A 26,548-nucleotide genomic window follows, 5' to 3' on the forward strand; every position below is an offset into this window, starting at 1 on the left:
GGACTGTGAAAGAAAAAGCGGAAACGAAACCATATAAATACATAAAACAATGGAGTTTATTTACTTAGTTATTGGGATAGCCGTAGGTTTTGGGTTGGGTTACCTGATGGTATCGCGTAAAATAGGCGTGTTACATACCCGACTGCAAATGCAGGAAGCCCATGCCGACGAAATGGTGAAAGCCGAACAGCGTCAGGCTTCGGTTGCGGTGGAACAGCAAAAACAAGAAACAGCCTTGTTCCGAAAGCAGGCGGAAGAAACCAGTCGGTTGCTGATGGAAGCCCGGCAGACTCTTTCTGCCGTACAGGTGGAGAAGCGTGGGTTAGAAGAAAAGTTGGAAAACCAAAAGCGCGAGATGGAGGAACTTCATAAGCAATTCAGCATGGAGTTTGAAAACATTGCCAATAAGATTTTCCAACAGAAAACAGAAAGTTTTAATAAGTTGAGTTCGGAAAGTCTGATGAACCTGCTGAAACCATTTGGTGAAAACCTGAATGAGTTTAAACATCAGGTGGCAGAGGTCTACGACAAGGAGTCGAAACAACGTTTCTCGCTGGAAGACCGTATCAAAGAACTGGTGTTGCTGAACAAGCAGATCAGCGACGATGCCAATAACCTTACCCGCGCGCTGAAGGGAGAAGCCAAAACGCAAGGTAACTGGGGGGAAATGATATTGGAATCCATTCTCCAGAATTCCGGCTTGAGGGAAGGGGAAGAGTATTTCCGTCAGGAATTTTTAACCGACGAGCATGGGGAGGTGACCCGAAACGAGGAGGGAAAACGGATGCAACCCGACGTGCTGGTGGTGTATCCTGATAACCGGCAAGTGATTATCGACTCGAAAGTGTCGCTTACGGCGTATGCCAATTACGTGGCAAGTACCGACAAAACAGAGCAAGAGCAGTATCTTAAAGCCCATCTCAATTCGATAAGAACGCATGTTGACGAACTGAGCCGGAAGGATTACTCGAAATATAACTTGGCATCGTTAGACTTTGTGATGATGTTCATCCCTAATGAGCCGGCCTATGTGCTTGCCCTGCAAACCGAGCCGAATCTGTGGAATTATGCTTATCAGAAGAAGGTGGTACTGATGAGTCCTACCAACCTGATTGCTGCCCTGCGTTTGGCACTCGACTTGTGGAAACGTGAGTATCAAGTGAAGAACATTCAAGACATCGTGAAACGCGGTACGGCTCTCTACGAAAAATTAGTGGGCTTTACCGAAACCTTTGAAAAAGTAGGCGATACGTTGAAAAATGCTTCTGCGGCATACGAAAACGCGCTGGGGCAACTCTCTACCGGCCGTGGCAATGTGATTCGTCAGGCTGAGATGCTGAAAAAGCTGGGCATTACGTCGAAGAAAAAATTCTCGCCCCGCATTCAGAATAAGTTGGATGAGGCAGATGATGCCGGTGAAGCCGGAGAGGATACAAATAAAATAGGCACAGACTCTGCGGAACTTACGGTTTAGCGTTATGCTAAACCGTTTTTATTCCACGGAATCTGTGCCTTGACAGTATCTTTATCGGGAAAGAATTACATCATTCCACCCATGCCGCCCATTCCCGGAGCCGGCATTTCGGGTTTTTCTTCTTTCTTTTCTACGATAACACATTCGGTAGTAAGGAACATGCCTGCGATAGAAGCCGCATTTTCCAAAGCCACACGTGTTACCTTAGCCGGATCTACCACACCTGCTGCGTGCAAGTTTTCGTAAACGTCTGTACGTGCATTGTAACCGAAGTCACCTTTTCCTTCACGTACTTTCTGAACTACCACCGCACCTTCTTTTCCGGCGTTAGCCACAATCTGGCGCAACGGCTCTTCAATGGCACGTTTGATGATTTCGATACCGGTCGTTTCGTCAGCGTTGTCGCCCTTCAAACCTTCCAGTGATTCGATGGCACGGATGTAAGCTACGCCACCACCCGGAACGATACCTTCTTCGATGGCTGCACGTGTTGCACACAAAGCGTCGTCTACACGGTCTTTCTTTTCCTTCATTTCCACTTCGCTTGCTGCACCTACGTAAAGCACTGCTACGCCACCCGATAATTTGGCAAGACGTTCCTGCAATTTTTCTTTGTCGTAGTCAGAAGTAGTATTCTTGATTTCAGCCTTGATTTGGTTGATACGTTCTTGAATGTTTTCTTTGTCGCCGCCACCGTTTACGATTGTAGTGTTTTCTTTCGTAATGGTAACCTTGTCGCAAGTACCCAACATTTCGAGTGTAGCCTGTTCCAGTTTCAAGCCTTTTTCTTCGCTGATAACCACACCGCCTGTCAGGATAGCGATGTCTTCCAACATGGCTTTACGACGGTCGCCGAATCCCGGAGCTTTAACGGCACAAATCTTCAACTGTCCGCGCAAGCGGTTAACAACCAGTGTAGTCAGTGCTTCGCTGTCTACATCTTCGGCGATAACCAACAGCGGACGTCCGCTCTGTACAGCCGGTTCGAGGATAGGCAAGAAATCTTTCAGGTTGCTGATTTTCTTGTCGTAAATCAAGATGTACGGATGTTCCATCACACATTCCATCTTTTCAGCGTCGGTAACGAAGTAAGCCGACAAGTAACCGCGGTCGAACTGCATACCTTCTACCACGCCGATGGTAGTATCCGTACCCTTAGCCTCTTCGATGGTGATGACACCGTCTTTTGAAACCTTACGCATAGCGTCGGCAATCAGTTTACCGATAACCGGGTCGTTATTTGCTGATACAGTGGCTACCTGTTCAATCTTGTCGTAATTGTCGCCTACGGTTTCAGCCTGAGCCTTGATTGATTCAACCACTTTAGCAACAGCCTTGTCGATACCACGTTTCAAATCCATCGGGTTTGCACCTGCGGTAACGTTTTTCAAGCCTACGCCTACGATAGACTGAGCCAGTACGGTAGCAGTTGTTGTACCATCGCCTGCATCGTCTCCGGTTTTTGAGGCAACCGACTTCACCAGCTGCGCACCCGTATTTTGGAACGCATCAGCCAGTTCGATTTCTTTAGCCACCGTTACACCGTCTTTTGTGATGTGCGGAGCGCCGAATTTCTTTTCAATGATTACGTTACGGCCTTTCGGACCCAGCGTTACTTTTACGGCGTTAGCCAGTTCGTCAACGCCTTTTTTCAATTGATCGCGTGCGTCAATATTGAATAAAATATCTTTTGCCATGATTCTTTCAGTTTTTTAATTGGTTAGTTTTTTAAGTTTCCGAGTAATTACACTCCTCTGTGCGTTTATCCCAATACGGCGAGAACGTCGCTTTGGCGCATCATCAAATATTTTACACCCTCGTATTCGATTTCCGTACCTGAGTATTTGCCGTATAATACGGTATCACCCACTTTCAAGACCATTTCTTCGTCTTTTGTGCCGTGACCTACTGCAACTACTTCGCCTTGCAAGGGTTTTTCTTTTGCTGTGTCGGGGATGATAATGCCACCCACTGTTTTCTCTTCTGCCGGAGCAGGAAGAATCAGAACTCTGTCTGCTAATGGTTTAATGTTCATAATGCTATATTTTTATTCTGTTTATCGTTGTTCTTGTCCTGTTGCGGACGCTAAGTTATTAGCTAAAACTGTGCCATAACCGAAAACTGACAAACTGGCGTATTCTGGTTGACAGAAATGTCGGTAAGACTGTCAGTTTTGACCTGTTTCCCGTTTTTATACCCTGAAAAACGCTATGAGTAGTGTTACTCATCCCATGCGGTAGCGTTGACCGGTTCTACCCATAGTGTAGGTCGGTTCTATGGGTAGAATTTTTCAGCTTTTCGGCTAAGCCGTAAGGTGTTAAAAATAAGATGTTTATAGATTTGAAGGATGCACAGCGCATCCTTTGGGCTGTGCATCTGTTTGATGGGGTGTTCCGATAGGTTTTAAGCCCCTCTTTTTCGCATCTCAGGCGTGACGCGGTCTGATGCGTTTGATGAGGAGCGAAAGGTTATTCTGGATGTTTCGGTTCAGGATTACAATGGTGACAGCTATCAAGATAAGTGCAATACCTATCGCTTCGCTCCATGTAAATTCCTCGCCGAATATTAATGCGCCGATACATACCGCAGTGACCGGTTCGAGCGCACCCAGAACGGAGGTCGTGGTACCGCCAATGTAACGCACGGCAAGCAGCAGCGTAATGTTCGATATCACGGTAGGAGCCACGGCAAGCAGCAGGATGTTGACTACCGCCCATGCGTCGGGGATGGGTTGCAGATTCTGTGAAGCCCCCGTCTTAATGCCAAACATCAGTGCCGTGAAGACAAATACATAGAAAGCCAACTTCCGGCTGTGCATTTCCCGGATGTGTGACTTATTGACCGCTACGATGTAGCTGGCATAGCCTACGGCGGAAAGCAGCACGATGATGACATGTATCGGCTCGATTCGCAGTTGAGTGCCTTGCAACGACAATTTAGCCACTCCGCCGACGGCAAACGCCACAGCCGTCCACGTTACCCATGACGTTTTTTCCTGAAACAAAAACAGCATCAGCAGCGTAACGAAAACCGGATACGTAAAATGCAGCGTGGTAGCTACGCCGGCACCCATAACCTCGTAGCCGTAAAGCAAGAACAGCGACGAGCCGGTATAGAAAAGTGAAAGTATGATAAGTATCGGCAAGTCGCGTACGCCGATTCGGAACGATTCTTTTTTAATGAGCATCATCGTGCCCAGCGCCAGTGTGGCAGCCACGAAACGATAAAACAGAATAGAGTCTGATTGCATTCCCTTCTGCATCAGCGGTAAGGTAAACAGCGGTATCAAACCGAAAGTAACCGAGGTTATAATCCCGTAGAAAAAGCCTTTTACTTTAGTATTCATATTCATTTGTTGAAAGATGTGTGTTAACGGGCGCAAAAATACAGATTTTATATTAATTTTTTACGTTCAAGCCTCGGAAGAGCATCGTAAAACGATGGAAAATATTATCTTTACCTCCGATTTTGATAAAAAAAGAGGTATGAAAGTGCATCACATTGCCCTCTGGACATTTCGGTTAGAGGAGCTCCGGACATTTTACGTCCGTTATTTTGGCGGGCGGAGTAACGAAAAATACGTAAACCCGCGTAAGAGATTTGAATCTTACTTCATAACGTTTGAAGGCGGGGTAGCGCTGGAACTGATGAGCCGCCCCGACGTGACAGACGAAATCCCCGAAGAAAACCGGCGGGGGCTGACACATCTTGCGTTTTCTTTTACAGGCGAGGAAGATGTGTTGCGCATAACAGAGCAGTTGCGCAACGATGGTTATCGGGTGGTGGGCGAGCCGCGCACGTCGGGCGACGGATATTTTGAAAGCGTGATACTCGACCCCGACGGAAACCGCATCGAGTGTGTTTACAAAAAAAGCCTGCCGTGTGAGTCCGTCTGACGACCGGCTGCACGGCAGGCTTCTAAGTTTTTATGCGTTACCTTTATTTGATTTCAATCTGACGATTGACTTTAGCCTTTTCCTCAGGTGTACGTTTCGGAAGGTCGATTGTTAAAACGCCATCGCTTACGTTGGCACTGATTTTATCTTTTTCCACATCGTCCGGAAGAACCAACGCTTGCTGGAACTTAGAGTAAGAAAACTCGCGGCGCAAGTATTTCTTGTTTTCTTTGTCCTCTTCTTTCGTTTCGTTCTTCTTTTCCATTGTGATGACCAATTCGTTATCTTCACTCAAGTGGATGTTGAAATCTTCTTTGGTCATACCCGGAGCTGCAACTTCAACTTTGTAATCTTTATCGCTTTCGCTTACATTGATTGCAGGAGCTGTGGCATTGGTTCTTACCATCCAATCGTTATCAAAGAAATCATTAAAGATACTCGGTAACCAATTCTGATTGTTGTACTTTCTAACAGGCATCATAGTTGTAATCTCCTATATTTTAGTTATACATTTCGTTTGTTATCTCTTTGAACCCCTCCGCCTTTCGGTTTCGCGATTCGCCTTACATAGTGCAAACGATATGCCGCTTTGATGAGCGGTTGACAACTCTGCCGGTTACTTTAAACTTCTGAAAACCTTTTTAAACCAGAAGAATTTGTTTTTAAAGGTTTGCATACATTGTTAACTGTATAAACTGACAGCGGGCTGACAAACCGTCATCATTGGATAACAGAATGTCAGCCCGCTGGGTGTTGTAAACTCAATATGTAGCTTTAATTGTTCAAAGAATAGTCAACAGTAGTCACTACACGCACCTTTTTGATATAAGGCGTATTCGCATCGCGGTCATTGATGCTGAACTGTCCCTGATTGGCATGGCGGATTTTACCCAATTCGCTGTCAGAATCTTTTGCAAATTTTTCGGCAGCTTCGCGGGCATTCTTGGTAGCCTCTTCAATCATTTGCGGTTTGATTTTGTTCAAGTCCGTATATTCGTATTGTACGTTATACCGATATTCGCCCGACGTAATGGCGATGCCCCGTTTTAGCAATTCTCCCTGTTCGCTAATCAGTCCCCGAACCAAATCGACCTTCTCTGACGTTACCGTAATGACAGTTGTTACGTTATAGCGGTAGTTTTCGGCTTGGGTATTTCCGTAACGTTCTGCCTTCAAGTCGATGATTTCAGGAGCATTGACGCTGATTTCTTTTTCATCCAATCCTTTTTCTTTCAGGAATTGGATAATAGTCTGATTAGAACGTTTGATTTCGTCGTACAGTGCACCGAGGTCGTTTCCTAAACTTTTGTAAACCAGCGGCCAAGTAACCTTATTAGCCGGAACTTCCATTTCAGCAAGTCCTTTTACGCTTACACTGCGGTCTCGTTCAGCAAATGTACTGAATCCTTTCTCAATAAATACGCCCAACAGCAGCAATCCGATAGCCAGAATGGCTGCTTCGATTCTAAAATTCTTCATAATACATTGGTATTAAATAAGTGAAACGATTATTGTCTGTCTTTATCGGCAGATTCTAAGATGATAATCTACCAGTTCCTTAATGGGATTTTTAACAAATATGCCGGTTGTAAGGTTCAGCGAAGCCAGTGTTTCTTTTATTTCTTCTTGGAAAAACCACGCTACCGAGCCTGTGAAAGAGACAGGAAGTGAGGCATGGTAGGGCAATACGTTGCGACGGATGAAATCCGAAAAACAATCGGTCAGGAAAGAATGTATTTCAGGTATTGCTTTATGTTTATGAATGCAAGGTACGATGCCGGCAAGAAAACGGTTGGCTTGCGGTTGGCGATACACTTTTTCGAGTATATCGGCAGCGGTAAGCTGAAGCTCGTCCAACATCTCGTTGCTAACTCGGTCAGGTAATAATCCTTTCAGGCAATCGCTTAAAAAGCGTTTTCCTAAGTAAGCCCCACTGCCTTCATCGCCTAAAATATATCCCAGCGGGGAAATGTTTCGAACGATACGCTCTCCGTCGTACAGGCATGAATTGGAACCCGTTCCTAAAATACAGGCAATTCCTTCGCGGTGTTTGCATAAAGCGCGTGCAGCTCCCAACAAGTCACTTTCTACGCTGAAAGTAGCCTGAGGAAAGTTGTTTTGTAAAGCGTTGTTGATACTGCCTTTTTGTGAAGGAATACAACCGGCTCCGTAGAAAAAAATAGCTTGAATATCGCGTGTAGAACAAGGCAGTGATGGCAACAGTTGGTTTTCGATGATAGCCCGTATATGGCTTTCAGGCTGATGGAACGGATTGATTCCTTCGGTCTGTATGATGGTATACCCCGATGAAGTATTAGCAATACACCAATCGGTTTTTGTTGCTCCACTGTCTGCAAGTAGAATCACAGAAATAGGTTTGTTATAAGGTTAAAATGAGACACGGACTGTACGCTCATAGATCGTACAATCCGTGTTTGTAATAAAGAAATCTATTAATGACAATGCCCGCATCCGCCTCCGCAGCATCCATCTTCTTCGTGATGTTCGCCGCATCCGCCTCCGCAGCCTTCGCATCCTCCTCCACAGCCTTCGCCGCTCATCATGTTCAGGATTTCGGTAACTTCTTGGTTTGTGGCATCGCGCATTTCGATAACCTTTCCTTCGAAAATCAAGTCTTTTCCTGCATGTGGGTGATTCAGGTCAAGTACAACTTTATCGTCGCCTATTTCTCCCACGTTGGCATAAAAGCGATTGCCTTCCGCATCGTTCAGCATGATGATGTTTCCTTCAAAGATATTATCGCTGTCAAACTTGCCGTCGGGACCGCAGAACATCGATTTCGGAACTTGGCGTACATTATCTTCGTTTCGTTCTCCGTAGGCTTCGGCACAAGGGATGGTGAAATTGAAATCATCGCCCTTAGCCAGTGCCACGATTTCTTTTTCAAATCTGTCGAGCGTGTAACCGATGCCGGAGATGAACTGGAAAGGATGTGCTGCCGGAGCTTCCTCCAAAAGTTCTTTTTGTCCGTCTGTAATAGCATACAGCTTATATGCCACTGTGATGTATTTATTTTCCATATAATAAAATAGTTGTTAAGATAGAATGCAAAGGTACAAAATAAAATGATTTCTATTGTTGTTTTCAGTTTGCTTTTTTGTTCATGTCGGCTTCTTTCAGCATTTCTTTCACGGCAGCTTCCAGTTGCTGGTCTTCGCCTTTCAGCGACTTTTCGGGAGCATTATACACCTCAATGTCGGGCTGAAGTTCATGATTTTCCATGTAGTTTCCGCGCATGTCTCTGCATCCTACGATAGGAATACCGAATACGATGCTGGGGTCGATGAGGCTTTCCCACCACACGGCAGTCATCGTTCCCGGTACGGGCGCACCTATCAGTTTGCCTATCTTCAGTTCTTTATATACCCACGGGAAACCATGCGCGTTACTGTAATTGTCTTCACATACCATTACGCACGAAGGCTTGAGCCATTTGTTGAACGGGTCACTGCCGATGTATTGTCCGCGTGGAACAAACTGCTGATATTCTTTACCGCTCAGCAGGGTAACGAGGTCGTCGTGTAACCATCCGCCTCCGTTATGGCGTGTATCAACGATAACCGCTTCTTTGTTCCGGTTTTTGTCGCTCAACAGCTCGCTGTAAACCGTGCGGAAGCTTGGGCTGTCCATGCCTTCCACATGTACGTATGCTATACGTCCGTTCGATAATTTTTCTACCAACTGCTCGTTGCGCTTAACCCAACGTTTGTAAAGCAAGTCCCACTGTTCGCCCATGCTGATAGCCTTTACGGTTACGTCGAACCGTTTTCCGTTCGATGGGTTATAGATAGCCAGATGTACCTGTTTGCCTGCCTTGCCCTCCAAGAACGGGTAATAATCGGTATCTTTTTTAATCGGCTGTCCGTCTATTTTTTCGATGATACATCCCTCCGTAACGTCGGTTTTCTTGACGGCAAACGGACCTTTGGCTATGATTTCCTTAATCTTCAGTCCGTCGCCCGTATAAGTGTTATCATAGAATAAGCCTAAACATGCCGTGGGCAGCGTTGCTCCGGGGGCGTAGTAGCGCGCTCCTGTGTGTGAGCCGTTCAGTTCGCCCAGCATCTCACTCAACAGTTCCTGAAAGTCGTAATTGTTATTGATGTAAGGCAAAAAGCGCGAGTAACTTTCGCGATAACCTTTCCAGTCGGCACCGTGAAGGTCGGGCACGTAGAACTTGTCCATAACCTGCTGCCATACATGGTCGAACATGTATTCGCGTTCGCCATACGGACGATAATTGAATACGGCTTCAAATTCGATGGGTTTGGTTTCCTCTTTCTCGATGTCGATTTTCTTGAGATTTCCCTGACTGCATAAGAAAACGTTTTTGCCCTCTTTGTCGGCTATGAGCGAACCGTAACCTACATTTTTAAGAACGATTTCGGTTTTGTTTTCTTTCAAGTCGTGCGACCAAAGGTCATATCCTCCCTCGAAAGCCGCTTGATAATAAAGTTTATCTCCTTTCGGCGTAAGGATGGCATCGCCCAGCCGGGATGAATTTACCGTGAGGCGCATAATCCGGTCGCGGCAATTCTCAAGGTCGAACGTCAGCGGTTCTACCTCCTTATCCTTTTCCTTATCCTTCTTATCGTCTTTTTTCTTTCCTTTGTCCTCCTTGTCTTCCTCTGCTTCCTTATCTTTTTTCTCTTTTTCTTCCAGCAATGCCAACTCTTCTTTGCTCATGCGGAAACGTTCGTAAGCATCAAGGTCGAAAAACATGATGTAAATATCACTCTCTGCTCCCCAACTGCCGTGGCTGCGATAGCCGGCGCGGTCACTTTCCCAAATCATAGCCTTGCCGTCGAGTACCCATTTGGCGTTGGTGTCGGTATATCCGCTTTCGGTCAGGTTATGAATTTCACCATTGCCCGAAGCGTTTACCAAAGCTACATCTTTGTTATTCCATCCGCCCGTTCCGATGTAACCCGAAAGCAGCCAGCGGCTGTCGGGACTCCATTCAAACCATTGGTCGCCGTCGCTGTAAGAGTATTCAAACTTACCGTCCATTGCTGTGCGTACCGATTTGTCTTTCAAATCGATTATGCGCAAGGTAGTGCGGTTTTCCAAGTAAGCCACTTTCTTGCCGTCAGGACTGTATTTAGGTTGGAAAGACGCCACGTTGGTATTCGTCAGCCGTTCTTCTTTCAAGTCGGTGGCATACGTAAAGAGTTTCTCTTCTTTATTAACCAACGATGTCTGGTAAATCTGCCACAATCCGTCGCGCTCCGAGGCATATACGATGCTGCGTCCGTCTGGAGCAAAGTCGATGGTTCGTTCCTGTTCCGGCGTATTGGTAATCTGTTTGGTCGTTTTATACTCAACCGAGGTTACGAATACATCTCCACGGAGCACGAATGCCACTTCTTTCGCGTCGGGCGACACAGCTATCTCCGTAGCCCCCGACGTACGGATCTGGCGTATCAAGTCTTTATCGTTTTTATCGGTTACGATGCTTATCTGCACCTTCTTCGGCTCGCTTCCTTCTTTTATGGTATAGATTTCTCCATTATATCCGTAACACAGTGTGCCGTCAGCGGCAGCAGTGAGGAAACGTACGGGGTGTTTCTCATGGTGTGTAATCTGGGTTTCTTCCGTACCATCGATATTACGTTTGAAGACGTTAAACGAACCTTTGTTTTCACTCAGGTAATAAAACGCCTTCCCATCGGCAGTCCATACCGGCGTGCGGTCTTCACCCTTGAATGTTGTGAGTTTCTGATAAGAACGTCCGCCGTTTCCGGGCAGGCTCAGCCAGATGTCGCGGGTGATGGACGACGTATGATGTTTGCGCCACGTATCCTCGTAACCCTTCTTGTCATGATACAGCAAAGCCCCGTCGCTTCTGGCGCTGATGTCCTCCATCGGAATTGATGAAAACAGGGCAGGACGTCCTCCCATCGTACTTACCTCGTACACTTGCGGAAACTGACTGCTGGGGAAAGTCATATCTTGCGCATCGGGCATGACGGCAGCGGCAAAAAGCAGCCGGTCGTTGCCGAGGAAAGCGATAGGAAATTCCCCTCCCGAATGCGATGTCAGCCTGCGTGGTGCTCCTCCTTCTTTACTCATGATGTAAACATCCATGCTCCCCTCGCGTGCCGAAGAAAAAGCAATCTGCGTTCCGTCAGGACTCCATACGGGGTGCGTATCGTGGGCAGCATTTGTGGTGAGCTGGGTAGCCTTTCCTCCAACGGAAGGGACGGTGTAAATATCTCCTTTATATGTAAAAGCAATCTGTGTCCCGTCGGGCGAGATGGCACAATAGCGTAGCCACAACGGATTTTCTTGTGCGTTGGCGATTGCGCTGAAGCCCAGTGCCGCCAAAACCAGTAACTTGTGTCTCATTTGTATAAATTTTTCGATATATGTATTCTTCTTGTTTAAAGCGTTGCCCGGTCTTGCCGGAAGCCTGAAAAACGCTACCCATAGCACCGACGAATCCTACGGGTAGAAATGCTAAACACTACCGCATGGAGTGAGTAACGCTACGGGTAGCGTTTTCAGTGGCGTATCGGCAAGGGATTTTTCTTGCGCTTTCATCGACCGGAAAGGTTTTAATAGCTTTATAATCAGCTTCTTTTTTTCTTCTTCCCGAAAAAAGCACGTATGCGGTTCAGCACCATCATGCCGGTGCGGATACCATCGTAAGCCGCTATGCCCGCATTGACGTGCTGTAAAAGATTTTCCATTTTGTTCTTGCTCTGTTGTGGAGCAAAAAGGTTTTCGGTAATCGACTGCATTCGCTGGCGTGAGCGGCGCAGTTCTTCCTGTTTTGCTTTCCGCAGGTTGGTGATAGATTCTATGGTATATACCTTGTGAGGCGTAGGGAGTTGCTGATTCATTTTATATCTTCTTTTTCTTTGTTGTTAGACTCGTCAAGAAACAGCCGCGCGAGGAAATTCACCATCGGCTGAAAAATAAGTTCTCTGCGCATGTGATAAATAATCAGGGCAAGCAGCAATAAGATTCCTCCGATGACTGCATATCCTCCGATGAGGCTGCCCACCAGCGGGGCTATGGCGTAAACCAGCATGAATGAGAAGTAAAACAAAGCCATCATGCAGAGAATGATTATCAGCAGAATCACGATGAGTGTAGACAGCAGAATGGTAAGTTTCTCTACCAGATTGAGCTTTAAATACTCACCTTGTAAGTTGATATACTTGCGTGCTTCTTTAAACAGCGCTTCAAGATTGTCTATGCTCTTGTCGTTGGCAAACATAAAAAGTTTTGGTTAGTTAATAAAAAAGGCAGACCTTTACATTTCCGTAAAAGCCTGCCAGCCATTTTTTTCTAAAACTATTCGGCGTCTTTCACTTCTGCCGCGATTTGGTCAACCAAATCATCCATTTCGTCGCGCGTTAGTCTGATGCCTTTCTTGCGAAGAACTTCAGCTATTTTTCTGCGAGTATCCGCACCTTTTTCGGGGGCGAACAAGATACCGGCTGCTGCTCCTAAGGTAACACCGCCTAAGAATGCAGCTACAATACTTAATGCTTTCATACGTATGTGTTTTTAGTTATTACCTTACAAATCTAATAAATATCCTGATACATTGTTCTTTTTTTTAAAGAAAATGCATCCAGACGTTTGATAAAACATATTATTAACAGATTTTAATAGGCAGGCACGGTTTATATTGCTACTTTTGTAGCATCATTTAACGACTGTATATAACCAAAATAACAAAAAGAACAATGAAGAAGGTTGTTGTATTAGGAATGGGATTATGCGTGGCGTTGGCATTCTCTTCCTGCAAATCAAACGAAAGCGCCTACAAAAGAGCTTATGAAAAGGCTAAACAACAAGAATTGGCGGAAGCAGCCAACGCAGCCGAAACGACAGCTCCGGCAGAACCCGCACCCGTAGTAGAGCCTGCTCCTGTAACTACTCCGGTAGAAACTACAGCTCCTGTGCGAGAGGAAAAAGTAGAATTGGTATCGGGTGATGGACTGAAAGCTTACAGTGTTATCTGCGGTAGCTTTGGTGTAAAAGCGAATGCGGATGGGCTGAAAACTTGGTTGGACAACGAAGGATACAATGCTAAGGTGGTTTACAATGCCGAACGGAACATGTACCGTGTAGCTGTGGAATCATTCGATACCCGCTCTGAAGCCGTTCGCGCACGTGATGCTTTCAAAGCAAAATATCCGAACCGCGATGACTTCCAAGAAGCATGGTTGCTTTCACGCGTATATTAAGATTGTAGGCTGGAAAGAAAGTAAGAATTATTATTCTATATTTCGGATTAAAAGCGATGGTGTGAAAACTATCGCTTTTTTTTATACCTTTGCAGCCGAAACATAAGAACAAACTTATAAACATGAAATATTTGATTAGCTTATCTTTGGCATTACTTTCTTTCGCTTCGCTGACAGCACAGGAGAAAGTCGTTCCTGTGAAATACGGCGACATGGATCAGTGGATAACACGCCGTATCCATGAGTCGGGTATCATTGGTGGAAATACTAAATTGCTTTACGAAGTAGGGCCTACACAGGAAATAGATGGAAATGTAGCATACGTTAATTTGGGAGGTTCTCCGTGGGCAAATTCTAATGTGATGGCGAAGGTAATGGGGATTGTTAAGACGAATACCAGTGTCTACCCCGAAAAGCGTGGCGACGGTTATTGTGCCCGTTTGGAAACTCATATCGAGAAAGTAAAGGTTTTGGGATTAGTAAACATTACCGTACTTGCTTCGGGCTCGCTGTATTTGGGCGACATGAAAGAACCTATCACCGGAACAAAAGACGGCGAAAAGGCTCTGAATATGGGAGTACCCTTTACCGGACGTCCGAAAGCTGTGCGTTACGATTATAAGGTGGAAATGTCCGGACAGCCCGACCGTATTCGCCAGACGGGGTTCAGCCGGAAAGAAACAGTTCCCGGACAGGATTGTGCTATCATGACTTGCCTGCTTCAGAAGCGCACAGAGGATGCCGACGGAAACATCATAGCCAAACGTGTGGGAACGATTGCCGTGAAATATAACAAGACGCAAGGTTGGCAGAACGGGGCAACTTACGAAATCATGTACGGCGACATTACTCACGACAGCCGTTACGTTCCTGATTTGATGAAGTTGGGTGTAGGACATTATTATGCACGCAACAAGAAGGGTGAGAGTGTGTTGATACAGGAAACCGGATGGGCCGATGTCGATGAACAGCCTACCCATCTGATACTTCAGTTTACCTCAAGCCTCGGCGGTGCTTTTGTAGGTTCTCCGGGCAATAAGATTTGGATTGATAATGTGAATTTGGTATATTAAGCAGGCGTTTAACCGTCTGAACAGAGAAAGCCAATGCCGTCCGTTTCAACTTGGGAAACGGACGGCATTGGCTTTTTTGTGGGGATTTGGAATTACACTTCCGATTGTTCCGATGCAGATTGTGCCTTGAATACAGGTCGTGGCGATTGGCTTTCGGTTTCAAAACCATACCAGTAACACAGATTATCACGCTCGTCTGTCAGTTTGCAGAGCCGGAGTTGTTCGTGATACGTACCATAAAGAATGTCCCAGCGGGCAGGAGGGACAACATGCTTGGTACGTACGCGCTCGGCAGGTTGTTTCTTCAGCGACATGCCTGCCTCTATCCATGCGAGGGAGACGGCTGTGAGATGGTCGGGATAGTACATCTTACAAAAGTCGTAGAGCAAGATTCCCCGGCGTTCGAGGCTCAGCGGCTGGTCGGCTACACGTTGCTCTGTCAGGTAGTCGAGGAAGCGGTGCAGAAAATCTGCGTACCGAATCATCAGTCTGCGCGTAATGCCCTGCCATGCTTTGGCGTTGTAGAATCCGTCGAGCAGCCGTGAAAGCAGCCGCGCGGTTTGAAGTTCGTCGGGACTTATCTCTCTTGTCTGTAAAACTTCGTAGGGAGGGAGAGGAGAGAAGCGTATGCCCAACTCTGCGGCACGCCGACGCATTTCCGTGCCGGGCAGCAACTTCAATGATTCGAGCTGTATTTCTCCCGTACCGTATCCGGCAAGGGTACGTGCATCTTCGAATATTTCTTCTAACCGATAGAGCGGCAGTCCGGCTATCAGGTCGGCATGGGTTTCCATGTTCGCGAGCGAGCAGAGGTAGCGCAGCCCTTCGAGGGCGGCAGACAGCTCGCCACGCCGCATACTGGTTTCCAAGACCTCTTTCCGCAGGCTTTGGATTCCTGCCTCCAAGTGCAGTAACCCGTGAGGCATTTGGGCGAGTTCCACTTTTATTTCATCGGAAAGTAAGGCAGGATGAATTTCCAAATGGAAACGCAGTCCGGGAAACTCGCGGAAGAGCCGGAGCAGCGACGAGGCACGGCGGGAGTTGTAATTAAACGTGCGGTCGAGTACGCGGATATCCCGTATCCCGTGCCGGCGGATGGTTTCGATGCGTTGGCGGATAACATCCAGCGGAAGTGTACGCACCGGTTTCTCGCCTCCGCTTACACAGAAAGCACACGTGTTGAAACATCCGCGTGTAGTTTCTAACTGCACGAAAGGTTTGCCCCAATTAAACAGCGGACTTTCTTCGGGAGCCGTCAGGCGGTTGAAGGCAAGCACGCGCGCCAGCCCGTTGTCGTTATACGCCCCTTGTGCGTCCATGTAACACAGTCCGGCAATATCGCTCCATTCCTCCGGGCGGTTCCATGCCGAAAGCCATTGCGGAAAAGCCTCTTCTCCTTCACCGCGAAACACGCACGATATAAAGGGATTCCGGCGCAGGAAATCTTCATTGTCTCCTAAAAATTCAGGACCACCCAACGCGATGACACAGTCGGGCAGCATGGCGTGCACCCTTGCAAGGATGTGGATGAGCGCCTCATGACTGAAAAGCCAGCAGGTAGCAGCAACGATGTCGGGGCGGTGTCGGCAGATGTCTCCGGCTATCATGCCGGGATTTTCATTGATGGTAGCAGAAATCACGGTCCACTCCCATGACGTATCGTTCATTACCTGTGCGTGGAGGGCGGGGAGAGCCAGTGAAGAATGGGCGTAAGAACTGTTTAAGTCGAGCCAAAGGATTTTCATGAGAGGGGGATGGATGAAAATCGGGCACGGGCTTCATGTCAGTCGTTCCGGCGATGAGAACCCTCATCGTCCGGCGTTCCATGAATCCCGTGCCCGGAAAATATAACTTAAATCAAGTATTGCGAACTGATAGACTCGTTAGTCATTACGCGGCGTATCGTTTCGGCAAACATGTCGGCGATAGACAGTTGTCTGACTTTGGCGCAACGTTTAGAATAAGGAATACTGTCTGTAAACACCAGTTCTTCCAGCTGTGAGTTTTGTACGCGCTCCGAAGCCGGGCCCGACATCACACAGTGAGAAGCGATGGCACGTACCGAGCGTGCACCGGCTTCCTTCATAATGTCGGCAGCTTTGGTAATGGTTCCGGCAGTATCTACCATGTCGTCAATCAGGATAACGTTTTTGTCTTTCACGTCACCGATGATTTGCATGGAAGCTACCACGTTGGCTTTTTCGCGTGTTTTATGACACAATACCAAAGGTACATCCAAGAACTTGGCATAGCTGCTCGCACGTTTCGAGCCTCCCACGTCGGGAGTAGCAATCGCCAAGTCGGGCAATTTAAGCGACTGAATGTAAGGAAGGAAGATGGTAGAAGCATACAGATGGTCTACCGGGATGTCGAAGAAACCCTGAATCTGGTCAGCGTGAAGGTCCATAGTAATTAGTCGGTCGATGCCTGCCACTCTCAGTAAGTCTGCCACCAATTTTGCTCCGATGGAAACACGGGGCTTGTCTTTGCGGTCTTGACGCGCCCATCCGAAATAAGGGATAACGGCAATAATACTCTTGGCGGATGCACGTTTAGCGGCATCAATCATCAGGAGCAGTTCCATCAAGTTATCAGAGTTAGGGAAAGTAGATTGAACCAAGAACACGTACTGTCCACGAATAGACTCTTCGTAAGAAACAGAAAATTCGCCGTCGGCGAAGTGGGTAATGTTCATATTACCAAGTTCACAGCCCAAGCTGTTGCAGATTTTTTCTGCGAGGTATCTCGAATTTGTACCCGAGAATACCTTAAAAGGTGTTGTTCCGCTCATTGTTTTTAAATAGATATATTGCCTAAATATTTATTATGAAATGCAAATTTACGCCATTTCTTTAAGTCGGACAAAAGATTTTCATAAAAAATAAAAAAAATGCCTTATTGAAAAATTAGAACAAGCTCAAACGTTGCCCGGCATGACACGAAGGCTTTGAAAATTCTATTCGGAAGGTGCCTTGGTCCTATGGGTAGAACCGGTCAACGCTACCGCATAAGATGAGTAACGCTACCCATAGCGTTTTTCGATATAAATGGCTATTGATTTTCAGGTGATTATATGCGCTATCCTTTTTTAAGTTTCCGGTATTCTCGCGGTGAGATTCCCATTATTTTATGAAATAATCTTGAAAAATAATACATGTCTTCGATGCCTACTTTGTAGCAGATTTGGTTTATCTTCATGCCGGTAGTATCGAGCATGAAACATGCTTCCTGTATCTTCAGCAGGTTGAAATACGACAGCGGGCTGTGTCCTGTTTTTTTCTTGAAAAGCATTGAGAAGTGTGAGGGCGAATAGCCGATATGCTCTGCAAGCTCTTCGAGCGTAAGGTGTTTCTCCAGATTCTCTTTCATGTAGTGGATGGCTATTTCCGAAAGGTTCTCATCGTCAGTCTGGTGTTCGCCCGCGTTACGGTACTGCTGAACGTATTTCAACGAGCCTAAATAGTAATGAAACAAAGAAGACACATAGTGCAGGTTCTCGTTGCTGTAGCCCGACGCCAGCGTGTTGAATATCTCCTCGAACAGGTTGATGCGGTTACTGATGCGCGAATGAATCTCCGGACGTATGTCTACCGGATGTACCGCCTTCTGTGCGTAATAGGGGGCAAGCGTTCCCTTAAAATGAATCCAGTAAATCGTCCACGGCGTATCGGGGCTTGCTCCGTAGGCGTGCGGAACTCCGGCGGGGAGTATGAAATACTGGTTGGAAGAGACGGCGTACTCGCGTTCGTTGATGCGGAACCATCCCGACCCGTTGATGCAGTAAATGAAAACATACTGATCGATGGGCTGTTTCCTTTCCCGAAAGTGGTGAAGGGCTTTGGGATAATAGCCGATGTCCGTAATGTGGAGCATGGAAACCAGCGGATCTTTTTCCATCATCCGGATAATGAGTTGGGGCAAAACGATTGCCCGCTCTCCGTTGAAACCGTTTTTCAGTCGTACCATAATATATAGATGTAATGGGAAGGGTAAGGTTCTGCCGGCAAATATAGCGATAAATAATAAGATTGTCCATGTTCTCGACGAAAGATTCCATTTTTTGCCAGCCCTTTGCTGCGTACCTTTGCCCTACCTGAAAAACAATAATTAATAATCTGATATCATGGGAATGTACAACAAACGATTTGTTTATTTTATCTGTCTGGTGTCTGCTATGGGCGGACTCCTGTTCGGATACGACTGGGTGGTTATCGGAGGTGCCAAACCCTTTTACGAACTCTATTTCGGGATAGCCGATAAGCCCGTAATGCAGGGGCTTGCCATGAGTGTTGCCTTGCTGGGATGCCTGATAGGGGCAATGGTTGCCGGCATGATGGCAGACCGCTACGGACGGAAACCGCTTTTGCTGGTTTCGGCGTTTATCTTCTTGTCTTCGGCATACGCTACCGGAGCTTTTTCGGAATTTAACTGGTTTTTGGTGGCACGCTTCTTGGGCGGTATCGGCATTGGCATTGCTTCGGGCTTGTCGCCGATGTATATTGCCGAAGTAGCGCCGGCATCCGTGCGCGGGCGTTTGGTGTCGCTTAATCAGTTGACCATTGTTTTGGGAATCTTGGGAGCGCAGATAGCCAACTGGCAGATAGCCGACCCCATCCCCGATACGTTTACTCCGGCGGATATCTGCATGTCGTGGAACGGGCAGATGGGTTGGCGATGGATGTTTTGGGGAGCTGCTTTTCCTGCTGCTGCCTTCTTGATATTGGCTTGTTTTATCCCCGAAAGTCCGCGCTGGCTGGCAATGAACGGGAAGGTGAATATCGCCCGCGAAGTGTTGAACCATATCGGTGGCGGGACGTATGCCGACGAAGAACTCTCGCGGATGACGCAGACAGCGGGCGACAAGCAAGAGAAAGGAGGATTTAAACTGTTGTTCAGCCGTCCCTTCCGCCGCGTATTGACATTGGGCGTGATCGTGGCAGTATTCCAGCAGTGGTGCGGAACGAATGTGATATTCAATTATGCACAAGAGATATTCCAGTCGGCGGGCTATTCGTTGGGAGACGTCTTGTTTAACATCGTAGTGACGGGAATAGCCAACGTTGTCTTTACGGTTGTGGCAATATATACAGTCGACCGCTTGGGACGCCGCTCATTGATGCTCTTGGGAGCCGGTGGTTTGGGCGGCATCTACCTGATTCTCGGTACATGTTATTTCTTTCAGGTGAGCGGTTTCTTCATGGTGGTGCTGGTCGTGCTTGCCATAGCCTGTTACGCCATGTCGTTAGGTCCGATTACGTGGGTACTGCTTGCCGAAATCTTCCCTAACCGCGTGCGTGCCGTGGCGATGGCCACCGCTACGTTCGCCCTGTGGCTGGGTAGTTTTACGCTTACCTATACTTTCCCTCTGCTGAACCACGCGCTGGGCAGTTACGGAACGTTCTGGATTTACTCCGCCATCTGTGTGGCAGGCTTCGTGTATTTCATCCGCACGTTGCCCGAAACCAAAGGAAAGTCTTTAGAGAACTTGGAGGAAATATTGGTCGGAAACCAAAAGAATTAAAACGAAACAAATAGCAGAATAACTTTAAAACTTCAGATAAATTATGGTAAAAGCATGGAAAGAAAGGGTTGTCATTCCCACGTACGAAGTGGGCAAGCCCGAAAAAAATCCGATATTCTTAGAGAAACGTGTATATCAGGGAAGCAGCGGCGTGGTATATCCTTATCCGGTTATTGAATCAATATCGAACGAGAAAACGGATAAAGCCTACAATGCGATCTTTATAGAAAATGAATATATAAAAGTAATGATTCTTCCGGAGCTGGGCGGGCGCGTGCAGATGGCGTATGATAAGATAAAGCAGCGTCATTTCATTTATTACAATCACGTAATCAAGCCCGCTTTGGTAGGACTTGCCGGACCGTGGATTTCGGGTGGAATCGAATTTAACTGGCCGCAACACCATCGTCCGAGCACTTATATGCCGGTAGATTCGAAAATAGAAGAAAATGCCGACGGAAGTGTTACCGTATGGGTGAACGAAATAGAACGGATGTTTCACCAGAAAGGGGCGGCAGGTTTTACACTCCGTCCGGGATGTGCCTTTCTGGAGATAAAGGGGGTTCTTTATAACCGTACCGAAGTGCCGCAGACTTTCCTTTGGTGGGCTAATCCGGCAGTGGCGGTAAACGATTATTACCAGAGCGTATTTCCGCCCGATATAAACGCCGTATTCGACCACGGAAAACGTGCCGTTTCCAGTTTCCCCATAGCTACGGGTACTTATTACAAAATGGATTACTCTGCCGGAGTAGACATATCCAACTATAAAAACATCAAAGTGCCTACCTCGTATATGGCGGTAAACTCCCGATTTGATTTTGAAGGAGGATACGAAAATGATACTCATGCAGGTATGTTGCATGTGGCAAATCATCACATATCTCCGGGAAAGAAACAGTGGACATGGGGAAACGGAGACTTCGGTCGCGCATGGGACCGTAACCTGACCGACGAAGACGGTCCGTACATTGAACTGATGGCAGGGGTATATACCGAAAACCAGCCCGACTTTACTTGGTTACAGCCTTACGAAGAAAAGAGTTTCGTACAGTATTTCTTGCCTTACCGTGAATTGGGCATAGTGAAGAATGCCACTAAAGATTTGCTGATGAACATCGACCCGGAGGGAGAGGGGAAGGTTCGTTTCAAGATTTTCGCCACTTCCAAACAGGCTGTATGCGTAACGCTGAGCGGTAAAGAGGGGCAGGTTTATTATCAGAAAGATGTCGTCATTACTCCCGAAGCATTACTGGATGAAACGGTAGAGACAGGTGACGAACGGTTTGGCGACCTGCGTTTAGACATTACCTCGAAAGGGAAAGAACTGCTGTATTGGCACGCCGAACCCGATGAAGTTAAACCCATTCCGGATGCAGCCGAAGCAGCCCTGTTGCCTGAAGAAATAAAAACTACCGAACAGCTTTATCTGACGGGCTTACATTTGGAACAATATCGCCACGCCACCTATAATCCGGTAGATTATTACGAAGAAGCCTTGCGCCGAGACCCGATCGACGTGCGTAATAACAACGCACTGGGGTTGTGGTATATCCGTAAGGGGCGTTTCCGTCGTGCTGAGCAATATCTGACCACGGCTGTAAGAACGCTTCAGAAACGCAACCCCAATCCTTACGATGGCGAACCTATCTATAATCTGGGATTGGCTTTGAAATATCAGGGAAGAATGGACGAGGCATACGCACGTTTCTATAAAGCCTGTTGGAATGCCGCATGGCAGGATGCCGGTTATTTTGCCTGCGCACAGATATCGATTATGCAAGACCGCTTGGAAGACGCATTGGATGAAATCGACCGTTCACTGATTCGCAACTGGCATCACCATAAGGCAAGGGCGCTGAAAACAACCATCCTTCGCCGTATGGGAAGAACCGATGAGGCTTTAAAACTGATAGACGAGTCGTTGGATATCGACCGCTTTAATTTCGGATGCTTGTACGAAAAGTATCTGCTGACGGGCTCAAGCGATGATTTGTCGGCACTGAAAGAACTGATGAGAGGCTCGGCACATAATTACGACGAGATTGCATTGGATTATTGCGGGGCAGGCTGTTGGACGGAAGCAGCATCCTTATGGAGAGTGGCGATTTCTGAAAATGCCGTAACGCCGATGACGTATTATTATTTAGGCTGGTGTTTGGTGCAAGGACGGTTGGACGGAGCGGATGAGACCTTTGCGAAAGCTGCTGCTGAGTGTCCCGATTACTGTTTCCCCAACCGGCTGGAGGCGATTCTTGCCTTACAGTGTGCGATGGAAAAGAATCCGAAAGACGCGAAGGCTCCTTACTATTTGGGTAACTTGTATTACGATAAACGTCAGTATGATTTGGCTACCGAGGCATGGGAAACTTCTGCTGCGTTGGATGATGCATTTCCTACCGTTTGGCGGAATCTTGCGTTGGCTTATTTCAATAAGCAGAACTGTACCGAGAAGGCGATTGAATGTATGGAGCGGGCGTTCCGTTTGGATGAAACAGATGCCCGTGTGCTGATGGAGCTGGACCAGTTGTACAAACGTGTACATCGCTCTCACGCCGAGCGTTTGAAGTTCTTGCAACATTATCCCGAACAAGTGGCACAGCGCGATGATTTGGTGTTGGAAGAAATTACCTTGCTGAATCAAACCGGACAATATGAAGCAGCCAAGAGTATGCTGGATGCCCATCTATTCCATCCGTGGGAAGGCGGCGAAGGAAAAGTCCCGGCGCAATACCAGTTTGCCCGTGTGGAGCTGGCTAAGAAATGCCTGAAGGAGGGCAAGAACGCCGAAGCCGTTAAGCTGTTGGAAGAATGTTTGGTCTATCCGCACCATTTGGGTGAAGGCAAACTCTACGGGGCACAGGAAAATGATTTTTATTATTTCTTGGGATGCGCCTATGCCGCAATGGGAGATAATGCTCAAGCCAGAACGTGTTGGGAAAAAGCAGTATTAGGACCAACCGAACCCGCCGCCGCCCTGTATTATAACGATGCCAAACCGGATAAAATCTTCTATCAGGGACTGGCGTTACTGAAGTTAGGAAGAAAAGACGAGGCAAACGGACGTTTCTACAAGCTGACTACATACGGAGAAAAACATTTGTTCGATAAAGTGAAGTTAGATTATTTTGCCGTTTCGTTGCCCGACCTTCTGATTTGGGAAGACGACTTGAAAGTGCGCAATATCATCCACTGTAAATACATGATGTCATTGGGATACTACGGATTAGGTAACGTAGATAAATCACTCAGTCTGCTGGACGAAGTGAAAATGCTTGACATCAACCATCAAGGCATTCAAGCGTTCGAGAGTCTGACAGAATTAAGTGGTACATGTGTCTTATAAAATAGCAAGAACAGTATGTTAGGATATAAAAGGTTATCAATTCTTCTGTTGGCGGTGGGGTGGATGATGTTTGCTCTGGTGCGGTGAAGAATAAAATAAACAATGACATGTGAAATATGCCTATCTATTTCACATGTCATTGTTTTAATAAGTGTTTAATAAATAGTTACAGGAAAGCCTTTCTTACATTAGTCAGCAAGATTCCTGATTCGTCGGAAAGTGTCAATAAGTCCCTGATAATTGGTGTCGGTGGCAGGGTCGAATTTATTCCATATTGCTCCCATGATGGCAGCACCTCCGAATCCAAAATCTTTTACACGCAGGATGTTGTCTTCGTCTACTCCGCCCAGCGCTATCACCTTCTTGTCGATAATCCCTTTTCGGGCGGCCTCGCGGATGGTCTCGGCTGTAAAGGCGGAGTGATATCCTTGTTTGGAGATGCTGTCGAATATCGGACTTAGAAATACGTAATCGCAATTTTTTTTGTCGGCTTCCACTTCTTCCAGCGTGTGGCATGACGCACTGATGTGTCCCGTATAGTTGTCGGGGATTATCGGGTTGCGGTGGCTCAGGTGGATTCCTTTCAGTTTGTATTCGTTTTTCAAGTAAAAATGGTCGTGAACCACAATGCGTTTACGATATTTTTCGGGGATGAGCGTCAGCAGTCGTTCGGCGTAAGCAGATGCCGTATCGGGTTTTCGCAGATGGAGCATATCAAGTCCTTCATCGAAGAGGTTAGTTATTATTTGGTCTTCCTCCACAAAATATTGGGGAGTTGTAATTAATATTAACTTCATTTCTATAAATAAATAATAGCGGCAAAGTTACGAACCTCCCTTTAAAACTGCAAAATAAATAGCGTGTTTTTATATAGGTTACGTTAAGAGTCTGTTTTATTCCGACTCGGTTGGGAGGTAAAAATGTAACGGTAATTACCCGTAAAAACGCTATGGGTAGTGTTGCTTGTTTCATGCGGATGAGTTACCCGGTTCTATGGGTAAGACTTGCTGGTCTTTCGGGTAGCGTTTTCGGGGGGATAAAATGAGGCAAAAAAACTCTCCGTTCTTACCCTATCGTTTATGTGGATGGAGGTAAAAACGGAGAGCGATTGGCTTACAGTGAAAAGGTATATGTTTCCAGTGTCTTCAGGTCGATGTGCCACAGTTTTCCACTCAATACTTCACCGTAGCCGCAGATAATCTTTACTACTTCGTTGGCTTCGGCAGACCCTATCAGTCCCGGGGTAAAGCCCATGACCCCTTTGGGCGGATGAGGCATGGAGAGCATTTCCGCTTCGTCGGGGAAGAGGTCACGATACGTCTTTCCGCCCCGATAGTTGAATACCGAGACTTGCCCGTCGAAGGCACGGATGGCACCGTACACGTACACTTTGTTTAAACGGACGCACGTGTCGTTTATCAGATAACGGGTGGCAAAGTTGTCACATCCGTCTACCACAATGTCGTATTGCGCGATGATGGACTCGGCATTCTCATAAGTAAGGCGCACGGGATAAGCCTCAATGTTGACTTCGCTGTTTAAGGCCTGCAAGTGCTTTTGCGCCTGTAATGCTTTTGAGAGTCCCACTTCGTCTTCTCTGTAAATCACTTGTCGCTGAAGATTGGTTTCGCTTACCACATCGTCGTCTACCAGTCCGATGTTTCCAACTCCCGCCCCTGTCAGGTAAAGGGCAATGGGAGAGCCTAAGCCCCCCACGCCTACAATGAGAACACGTGCCTGTTTCAGTCGCGCTTGTCCTTCCTCACCGATTTCGGGCAGGATAAGCTGGCGATTGTATCTTTCCATGAATCACGAATGTTTTAAAATATTACTTTACGAAATCGAACGAAGCATCCCAGTCTTTCCATACCGGTTCGCGTCCGAGCGATTTCAAGGCATGTTCCACCTCTACGGCAGTACGTTCGTCGCTTACGTGGAACTGTTCGAGTGCCTGCGGGTAGGTATAATACCCTCCCGGTTCGGTCTTACTCTCCGCGCTCATGGTGGTTACGCCGAGCGAAGCCATGTGGTCGCGTATGTAAGCCGGTTCGCGCGTAGAGTACGAAATGTCTACATCATGGTCAAAGATACGCATGGCGAATGTTACCTGTGCCAACTCTTTGTCGCTCATAATGACATTGGGTTGGAATCCTTCGTTTTCGGCAGGACGCATACGCGGGAAGTTTACGCTGTACTTCGTTTTCCAGTAATGCTTTTGCAGGTAACGCAGGTGATAAGCCATCATGGTAACATCTGTTCGCCAGTCTTCCAATCCTATCAGCACACCCATGCCGATGGAGTGAACACCCGCCTGTCCCATGCGGTCGAATCCGTTGACGCGCCATTCGAATTTCGATTTCATGCCGCGCGGATGATATACGTTATACCGCGCCTTGTTATAGGTTTCTTGGAAACAGATAACTCCATTCATGCCGTGTTTTATCAGTTCGGCATACTCTTCAGTTTTGAGCGGCATGACCTCGATTTTCAGATTCGAGAAATACGACTTAGCCAAGTCGAGCGCTTTGGCGAGATACGGAACTCCCGCTTTGGCAGGATTCTCACCGGTAACGATGAGCAGGTTCTCGAACGGTCCGAGCTTTTTGATGGCGCGGTATTCGTTTTCTATTTCCTCCGGCGTAAGGATGGTGCGTGCCATCGGGTTGCTGATATGGAATCCGCAGTACACACACGAGTTCGTACATGAATTGGTGATGTACAGAGGGATAAACATCGAGATGGTTTTGCCGAACCGTTCTTCGGTGTATTTGCGACTGAGTTGCGCCATAGGCTCCAGATATTTCTCGGCAGCCGGTGAAACCAGTGCCATGAAGTCGTCTACGTCGCAATGTTCTTTTCCCAAAGCTCGAAGCACATCCGATTCTGTTTTCGAGTAGATGGCTTCGGTGGTGGCTTCCCAATTTATTTTTTCTAATTCTTCGCTGAACATTTTATTTAATGAATAATTAGAAGGTAACAATTAACAGCGGTAGATTGGGTTAGCATCTTTCCG

The 26,548-nt window shown here is 47.0% G+C and carries 22 protein-coding genes and 1 pseudogene; 6 read left to right on the top strand and 17 right to left on the bottom strand.

The features are described 5' to 3' along the window. Window positions 1–49: 49 nt before the first annotated feature. On the top strand, window positions 50–1,474 hold the full coding sequence (gene rmuC / locus M3085_RS05650; protein WP_178257185.1) for a DNA recombination protein RmuC: 1,425 nt from the start codon (window positions 50–52) through the stop codon (window positions 1,472–1,474). A 65-nt stretch (window positions 1,475–1,539) separates the two neighbouring features. On the opposite strand, the gene groL is transcribed toward rmuC, so the two are convergent. The 3 genes from groL to M3085_RS05665 form a co-directional block, all read right to left on the bottom strand. Further along, window positions 1,540–3,171 carry a chaperonin GroEL gene (gene groL, locus M3085_RS05655; RefSeq protein WP_178257186.1) on the bottom strand — a complete coding sequence of 544 codons (1,632 nt, stop codon included), beginning with the start codon at window positions 3,169–3,171 and terminating at the stop codon, window positions 1,540–1,542. A gap of 65 nt (window positions 3,172–3,236) precedes the next feature. Beyond that, window positions 3,237–3,509: a co-chaperone GroES gene (locus M3085_RS05660; protein WP_178257187.1), complete on the bottom strand. Its 273-nt coding sequence runs from the start codon at window positions 3,507–3,509 to the stop codon at window positions 3,237–3,239. Between the two features lie 390 nt (window positions 3,510–3,899). After that, on the bottom strand, window positions 3,900–4,820 hold the full coding sequence (locus M3085_RS05665) for a DMT family transporter (protein WP_178257188.1): 921 nt from the start codon (window positions 4,818–4,820) through the stop codon (window positions 3,900–3,902). Between the two features lie 139 nt (window positions 4,821–4,959). On the opposite strand from M3085_RS05665, the pseudogene M3085_RS05670 reads away from it, so the two are divergent. Next, window positions 4,960–5,349, top strand: a pseudogene (locus tag M3085_RS05670) (VOC family protein); the annotation flags it as partial. A gap of 64 nt (window positions 5,350–5,413) precedes the next feature. On the opposite strand, the gene M3085_RS05675 reads toward M3085_RS05670, so the two are convergent. From M3085_RS05675 to M3085_RS05710, 8 genes are all read right to left on the bottom strand, one after another. Continuing rightward, window positions 5,414–5,851 (bottom strand): Hsp20/alpha crystallin family protein, encoded by a 438-nt coding sequence (locus M3085_RS05675; protein ID WP_178257125.1) that lies wholly within the window; start codon window positions 5,849–5,851, stop codon window positions 5,414–5,416. A 293-nt stretch (window positions 5,852–6,144) separates the two neighbouring features. Beyond that, window positions 6,145–6,849, bottom strand: a complete 705-nt coding sequence (locus M3085_RS05680; protein WP_178257126.1) for an SIMPL domain-containing protein — start codon at window positions 6,847–6,849, stop codon at window positions 6,145–6,147. Window positions 6,850–6,891: 42 nt separating this feature from the next. Beyond that, window positions 6,892–7,737 carry an ATPase gene (locus tag M3085_RS05685; protein ID WP_249052496.1) on the bottom strand — a complete coding sequence of 282 codons (846 nt, stop codon included), beginning with the start codon at window positions 7,735–7,737 and terminating at the stop codon, window positions 6,892–6,894. An 86-nt stretch (window positions 7,738–7,823) separates the two neighbouring features. Beyond that, window positions 7,824–8,411 carry a peptidylprolyl isomerase gene (locus M3085_RS05690; protein WP_178257128.1) on the bottom strand — a complete coding sequence of 196 codons (588 nt, stop codon included), beginning with the start codon at window positions 8,409–8,411 and terminating at the stop codon, window positions 7,824–7,826. A 64-nt stretch (window positions 8,412–8,475) separates the two neighbouring features. After that, the gene (locus M3085_RS05695) at window positions 8,476–11,739 is read right to left on the bottom strand and encodes a S41 family peptidase (protein WP_249052497.1); all 3,264 of its coding nucleotides are present in this window, start codon (window positions 11,737–11,739) and stop codon (window positions 8,476–8,478) included. A 224-nt stretch (window positions 11,740–11,963) separates the two neighbouring features. After that, on the bottom strand, window positions 11,964–12,236 hold the full coding sequence (locus tag M3085_RS05700; RefSeq protein WP_191709693.1) for a hypothetical protein: 273 nt from the start codon (window positions 12,234–12,236) through the stop codon (window positions 11,964–11,966). After that, window positions 12,233–12,616 carry a phage holin family protein gene (locus tag M3085_RS05705; protein ID WP_178257131.1) on the bottom strand — a complete coding sequence of 128 codons (384 nt, stop codon included), beginning with the start codon at window positions 12,614–12,616 and terminating at the stop codon, window positions 12,233–12,235. The genes M3085_RS05700 and M3085_RS05705 overlap by 4 nt, the downstream gene beginning before the upstream one ends. 77 nt (window positions 12,617–12,693) lie before the next feature. Further along, the gene (locus M3085_RS05710; protein WP_178257132.1) at window positions 12,694–12,897 is read right to left on the bottom strand and encodes a YtxH domain-containing protein; all 204 of its coding nucleotides are present in this window, start codon (window positions 12,895–12,897) and stop codon (window positions 12,694–12,696) included. Between the two features lie 194 nt (window positions 12,898–13,091). On the opposite strand from M3085_RS05710, the gene M3085_RS05715 reads away from it, so the two are divergent. Both M3085_RS05715 and M3085_RS05720 read left to right on the top strand, forming a co-directional pair. Next, window positions 13,092–13,595 carry an SPOR domain-containing protein gene (locus M3085_RS05715; protein ID WP_178257133.1) on the top strand — a complete coding sequence of 168 codons (504 nt, stop codon included), beginning with the start codon at window positions 13,092–13,094 and terminating at the stop codon, window positions 13,593–13,595. 122 nt (window positions 13,596–13,717) lie between these two features. Next, complete coding sequence (locus M3085_RS05720; RefSeq protein ID WP_249052498.1) at window positions 13,718–14,668, top strand: PCMD domain-containing protein; 951 nt, start codon at window positions 13,718–13,720, stop codon at window positions 14,666–14,668. Window positions 14,669–14,760: 92 nt separating this feature from the next. Here the strand turns inward: M3085_RS05720 and M3085_RS05725 are convergent, their stop codons facing one another. The 3 genes from M3085_RS05725 to M3085_RS05735 form a co-directional block, all read right to left on the bottom strand. Beyond that, window positions 14,761–16,413 (bottom strand): B12-binding domain-containing radical SAM protein, encoded by a 1,653-nt coding sequence (locus M3085_RS05725; RefSeq protein ID WP_249052499.1) that lies wholly within the window; start codon window positions 16,411–16,413, stop codon window positions 14,761–14,763. Window positions 16,414–16,520: 107 nt separating this feature from the next. Next, complete coding sequence (locus M3085_RS05730) at window positions 16,521–17,459, bottom strand: ribose-phosphate pyrophosphokinase (RefSeq protein ID WP_178257136.1); 939 nt, start codon at window positions 17,457–17,459, stop codon at window positions 16,521–16,523. Between the two features lie 287 nt (window positions 17,460–17,746). Next, window positions 17,747–18,634: an AraC family transcriptional regulator gene (locus tag M3085_RS05735; RefSeq protein WP_204499235.1), complete on the bottom strand. Its 888-nt coding sequence runs from the start codon at window positions 18,632–18,634 to the stop codon at window positions 17,747–17,749. Window positions 18,635–18,791: 157 nt separating this feature from the next. Between M3085_RS05735 and M3085_RS05740 the strand changes: the two genes are divergently transcribed. Further along, window positions 18,792–20,189: a sugar porter family MFS transporter gene (locus M3085_RS05740; RefSeq protein ID WP_249052500.1), complete on the top strand. Its 1,398-nt coding sequence runs from the start codon at window positions 18,792–18,794 to the stop codon at window positions 20,187–20,189. Between the two features lie 43 nt (window positions 20,190–20,232). After that, entirely contained in the window at window positions 20,233–23,535 is a 3,303-nt protein-coding gene (locus M3085_RS05745; RefSeq protein ID WP_249052501.1) for a DUF5107 domain-containing protein, read from the top strand. 188 nt (window positions 23,536–23,723) lie between these two features. On the opposite strand, the gene M3085_RS05750 is transcribed toward M3085_RS05745, so the two are convergent. From M3085_RS05750 to thiH, 3 genes are all read right to left on the bottom strand, one after another. Beyond that, window positions 23,724–24,332 (bottom strand): thiamine phosphate synthase, encoded by a 609-nt coding sequence (locus M3085_RS05750; RefSeq protein WP_249052502.1) that lies wholly within the window; start codon window positions 24,330–24,332, stop codon window positions 23,724–23,726. Window positions 24,333–24,648: 316 nt separating this feature from the next. Further along, window positions 24,649–25,341 (bottom strand): HesA/MoeB/ThiF family protein, encoded by a 693-nt coding sequence (locus M3085_RS05755; protein WP_178257141.1) that lies wholly within the window; start codon window positions 25,339–25,341, stop codon window positions 24,649–24,651. A gap of 22 nt (window positions 25,342–25,363) precedes the next feature. Then, window positions 25,364–26,485 (bottom strand): 2-iminoacetate synthase ThiH, encoded by a 1,122-nt coding sequence (gene thiH, locus M3085_RS05760; RefSeq protein ID WP_191709686.1) that lies wholly within the window; start codon window positions 26,483–26,485, stop codon window positions 25,364–25,366. Window positions 26,486–26,548 lie beyond the last annotated feature (63 nt).

Origin of the sequence: Bacteroides caecicola (assembly GCF_023337095.1) — a bacterium.
GTDB classification, from domain to species: domain Bacteria; phylum Bacteroidota; class Bacteroidia; order Bacteroidales; family Bacteroidaceae; genus Phocaeicola; species Phocaeicola gallinarum.

What these genes read in the sequence shown, in the direction of transcription:
- rmuC (WP_178257185.1), top strand. Translation starts at nt 50, where the DNA reads ATGGAGTTTATTTACTTAGTTATTGGGATAGCCGTAGGTTTTGGGTTG.
- groL (WP_178257186.1), bottom strand. Translation starts at nt 3,171, where the DNA reads ATGGCAAAAGATATTTTATTCAATATTGACGCACGCGATCAATTGAAA.
- M3085_RS05660 (WP_178257187.1), bottom strand. Translation starts at nt 3,509, where the DNA reads ATGAACATTAAACCATTAGCAGACAGAGTTCTGATTCTTCCTGCTCCG.
- M3085_RS05665 (WP_178257188.1), bottom strand. Translation starts at nt 4,820, where the DNA reads ATGAATACTAAAGTAAAAGGCTTTTTCTACGGGATTATAACCTCGGTT.
- M3085_RS05675 (WP_178257125.1), bottom strand. Translation starts at nt 5,851, where the DNA reads ATGATGCCTGTTAGAAAGTACAACAATCAGAATTGGTTACCGAGTATC.
- M3085_RS05680 (WP_178257126.1), bottom strand. Translation starts at nt 6,849, where the DNA reads ATGAAGAATTTTAGAATCGAAGCAGCCATTCTGGCTATCGGATTGCTG.
- M3085_RS05690 (WP_178257128.1), bottom strand. Translation starts at nt 8,411, where the DNA reads ATGGAAAATAAATACATCACAGTGGCATATAAGCTGTATGCTATTACA.
- M3085_RS05695 (WP_249052497.1), bottom strand. Translation starts at nt 11,739, where the DNA reads ATGAGACACAAGTTACTGGTTTTGGCGGCACTGGGCTTCAGCGCAATC.
- M3085_RS05700 (WP_191709693.1), bottom strand. Translation starts at nt 12,236, where the DNA reads ATGAATCAGCAACTCCCTACGCCTCACAAGGTATATACCATAGAATCT.
- M3085_RS05705 (WP_178257131.1), bottom strand. Translation starts at nt 12,616, where the DNA reads ATGTTTGCCAACGACAAGAGCATAGACAATCTTGAAGCGCTGTTTAAA.
- M3085_RS05710 (WP_178257132.1), bottom strand. Translation starts at nt 12,897, where the DNA reads ATGAAAGCATTAAGTATTGTAGCTGCATTCTTAGGCGGTGTTACCTTA.
- M3085_RS05715 (WP_178257133.1), top strand. Translation starts at nt 13,092, where the DNA reads ATGAAGAAGGTTGTTGTATTAGGAATGGGATTATGCGTGGCGTTGGCA.
- M3085_RS05720 (WP_249052498.1), top strand. Translation starts at nt 13,718, where the DNA reads ATGAAATATTTGATTAGCTTATCTTTGGCATTACTTTCTTTCGCTTCG.
- M3085_RS05725 (WP_249052499.1), bottom strand. Translation starts at nt 16,413, where the DNA reads ATGAAAATCCTTTGGCTCGACTTAAACAGTTCTTACGCCCATTCTTCA.
- M3085_RS05730 (WP_178257136.1), bottom strand. Translation starts at nt 17,459, where the DNA reads ATGAGCGGAACAACACCTTTTAAGGTATTCTCGGGTACAAATTCGAGA.
- M3085_RS05735 (WP_204499235.1), bottom strand. Translation starts at nt 18,634, where the DNA reads ATGGTACGACTGAAAAACGGTTTCAACGGAGAGCGGGCAATCGTTTTG.
- M3085_RS05740 (WP_249052500.1), top strand. Translation starts at nt 18,792, where the DNA reads ATGGGAATGTACAACAAACGATTTGTTTATTTTATCTGTCTGGTGTCT.
- M3085_RS05745 (WP_249052501.1), top strand. Translation starts at nt 20,233, where the DNA reads ATGGTAAAAGCATGGAAAGAAAGGGTTGTCATTCCCACGTACGAAGTG.
- M3085_RS05750 (WP_249052502.1), bottom strand. Translation starts at nt 24,332, where the DNA reads ATGAAGTTAATATTAATTACAACTCCCCAATATTTTGTGGAGGAAGAC.
- M3085_RS05755 (WP_178257141.1), bottom strand. Translation starts at nt 25,341, where the DNA reads ATGGAAAGATACAATCGCCAGCTTATCCTGCCCGAAATCGGTGAGGAA.
- thiH (WP_191709686.1), bottom strand. Translation starts at nt 26,485, where the DNA reads ATGTTCAGCGAAGAATTAGAAAAAATAAATTGGGAAGCCACCACCGAA.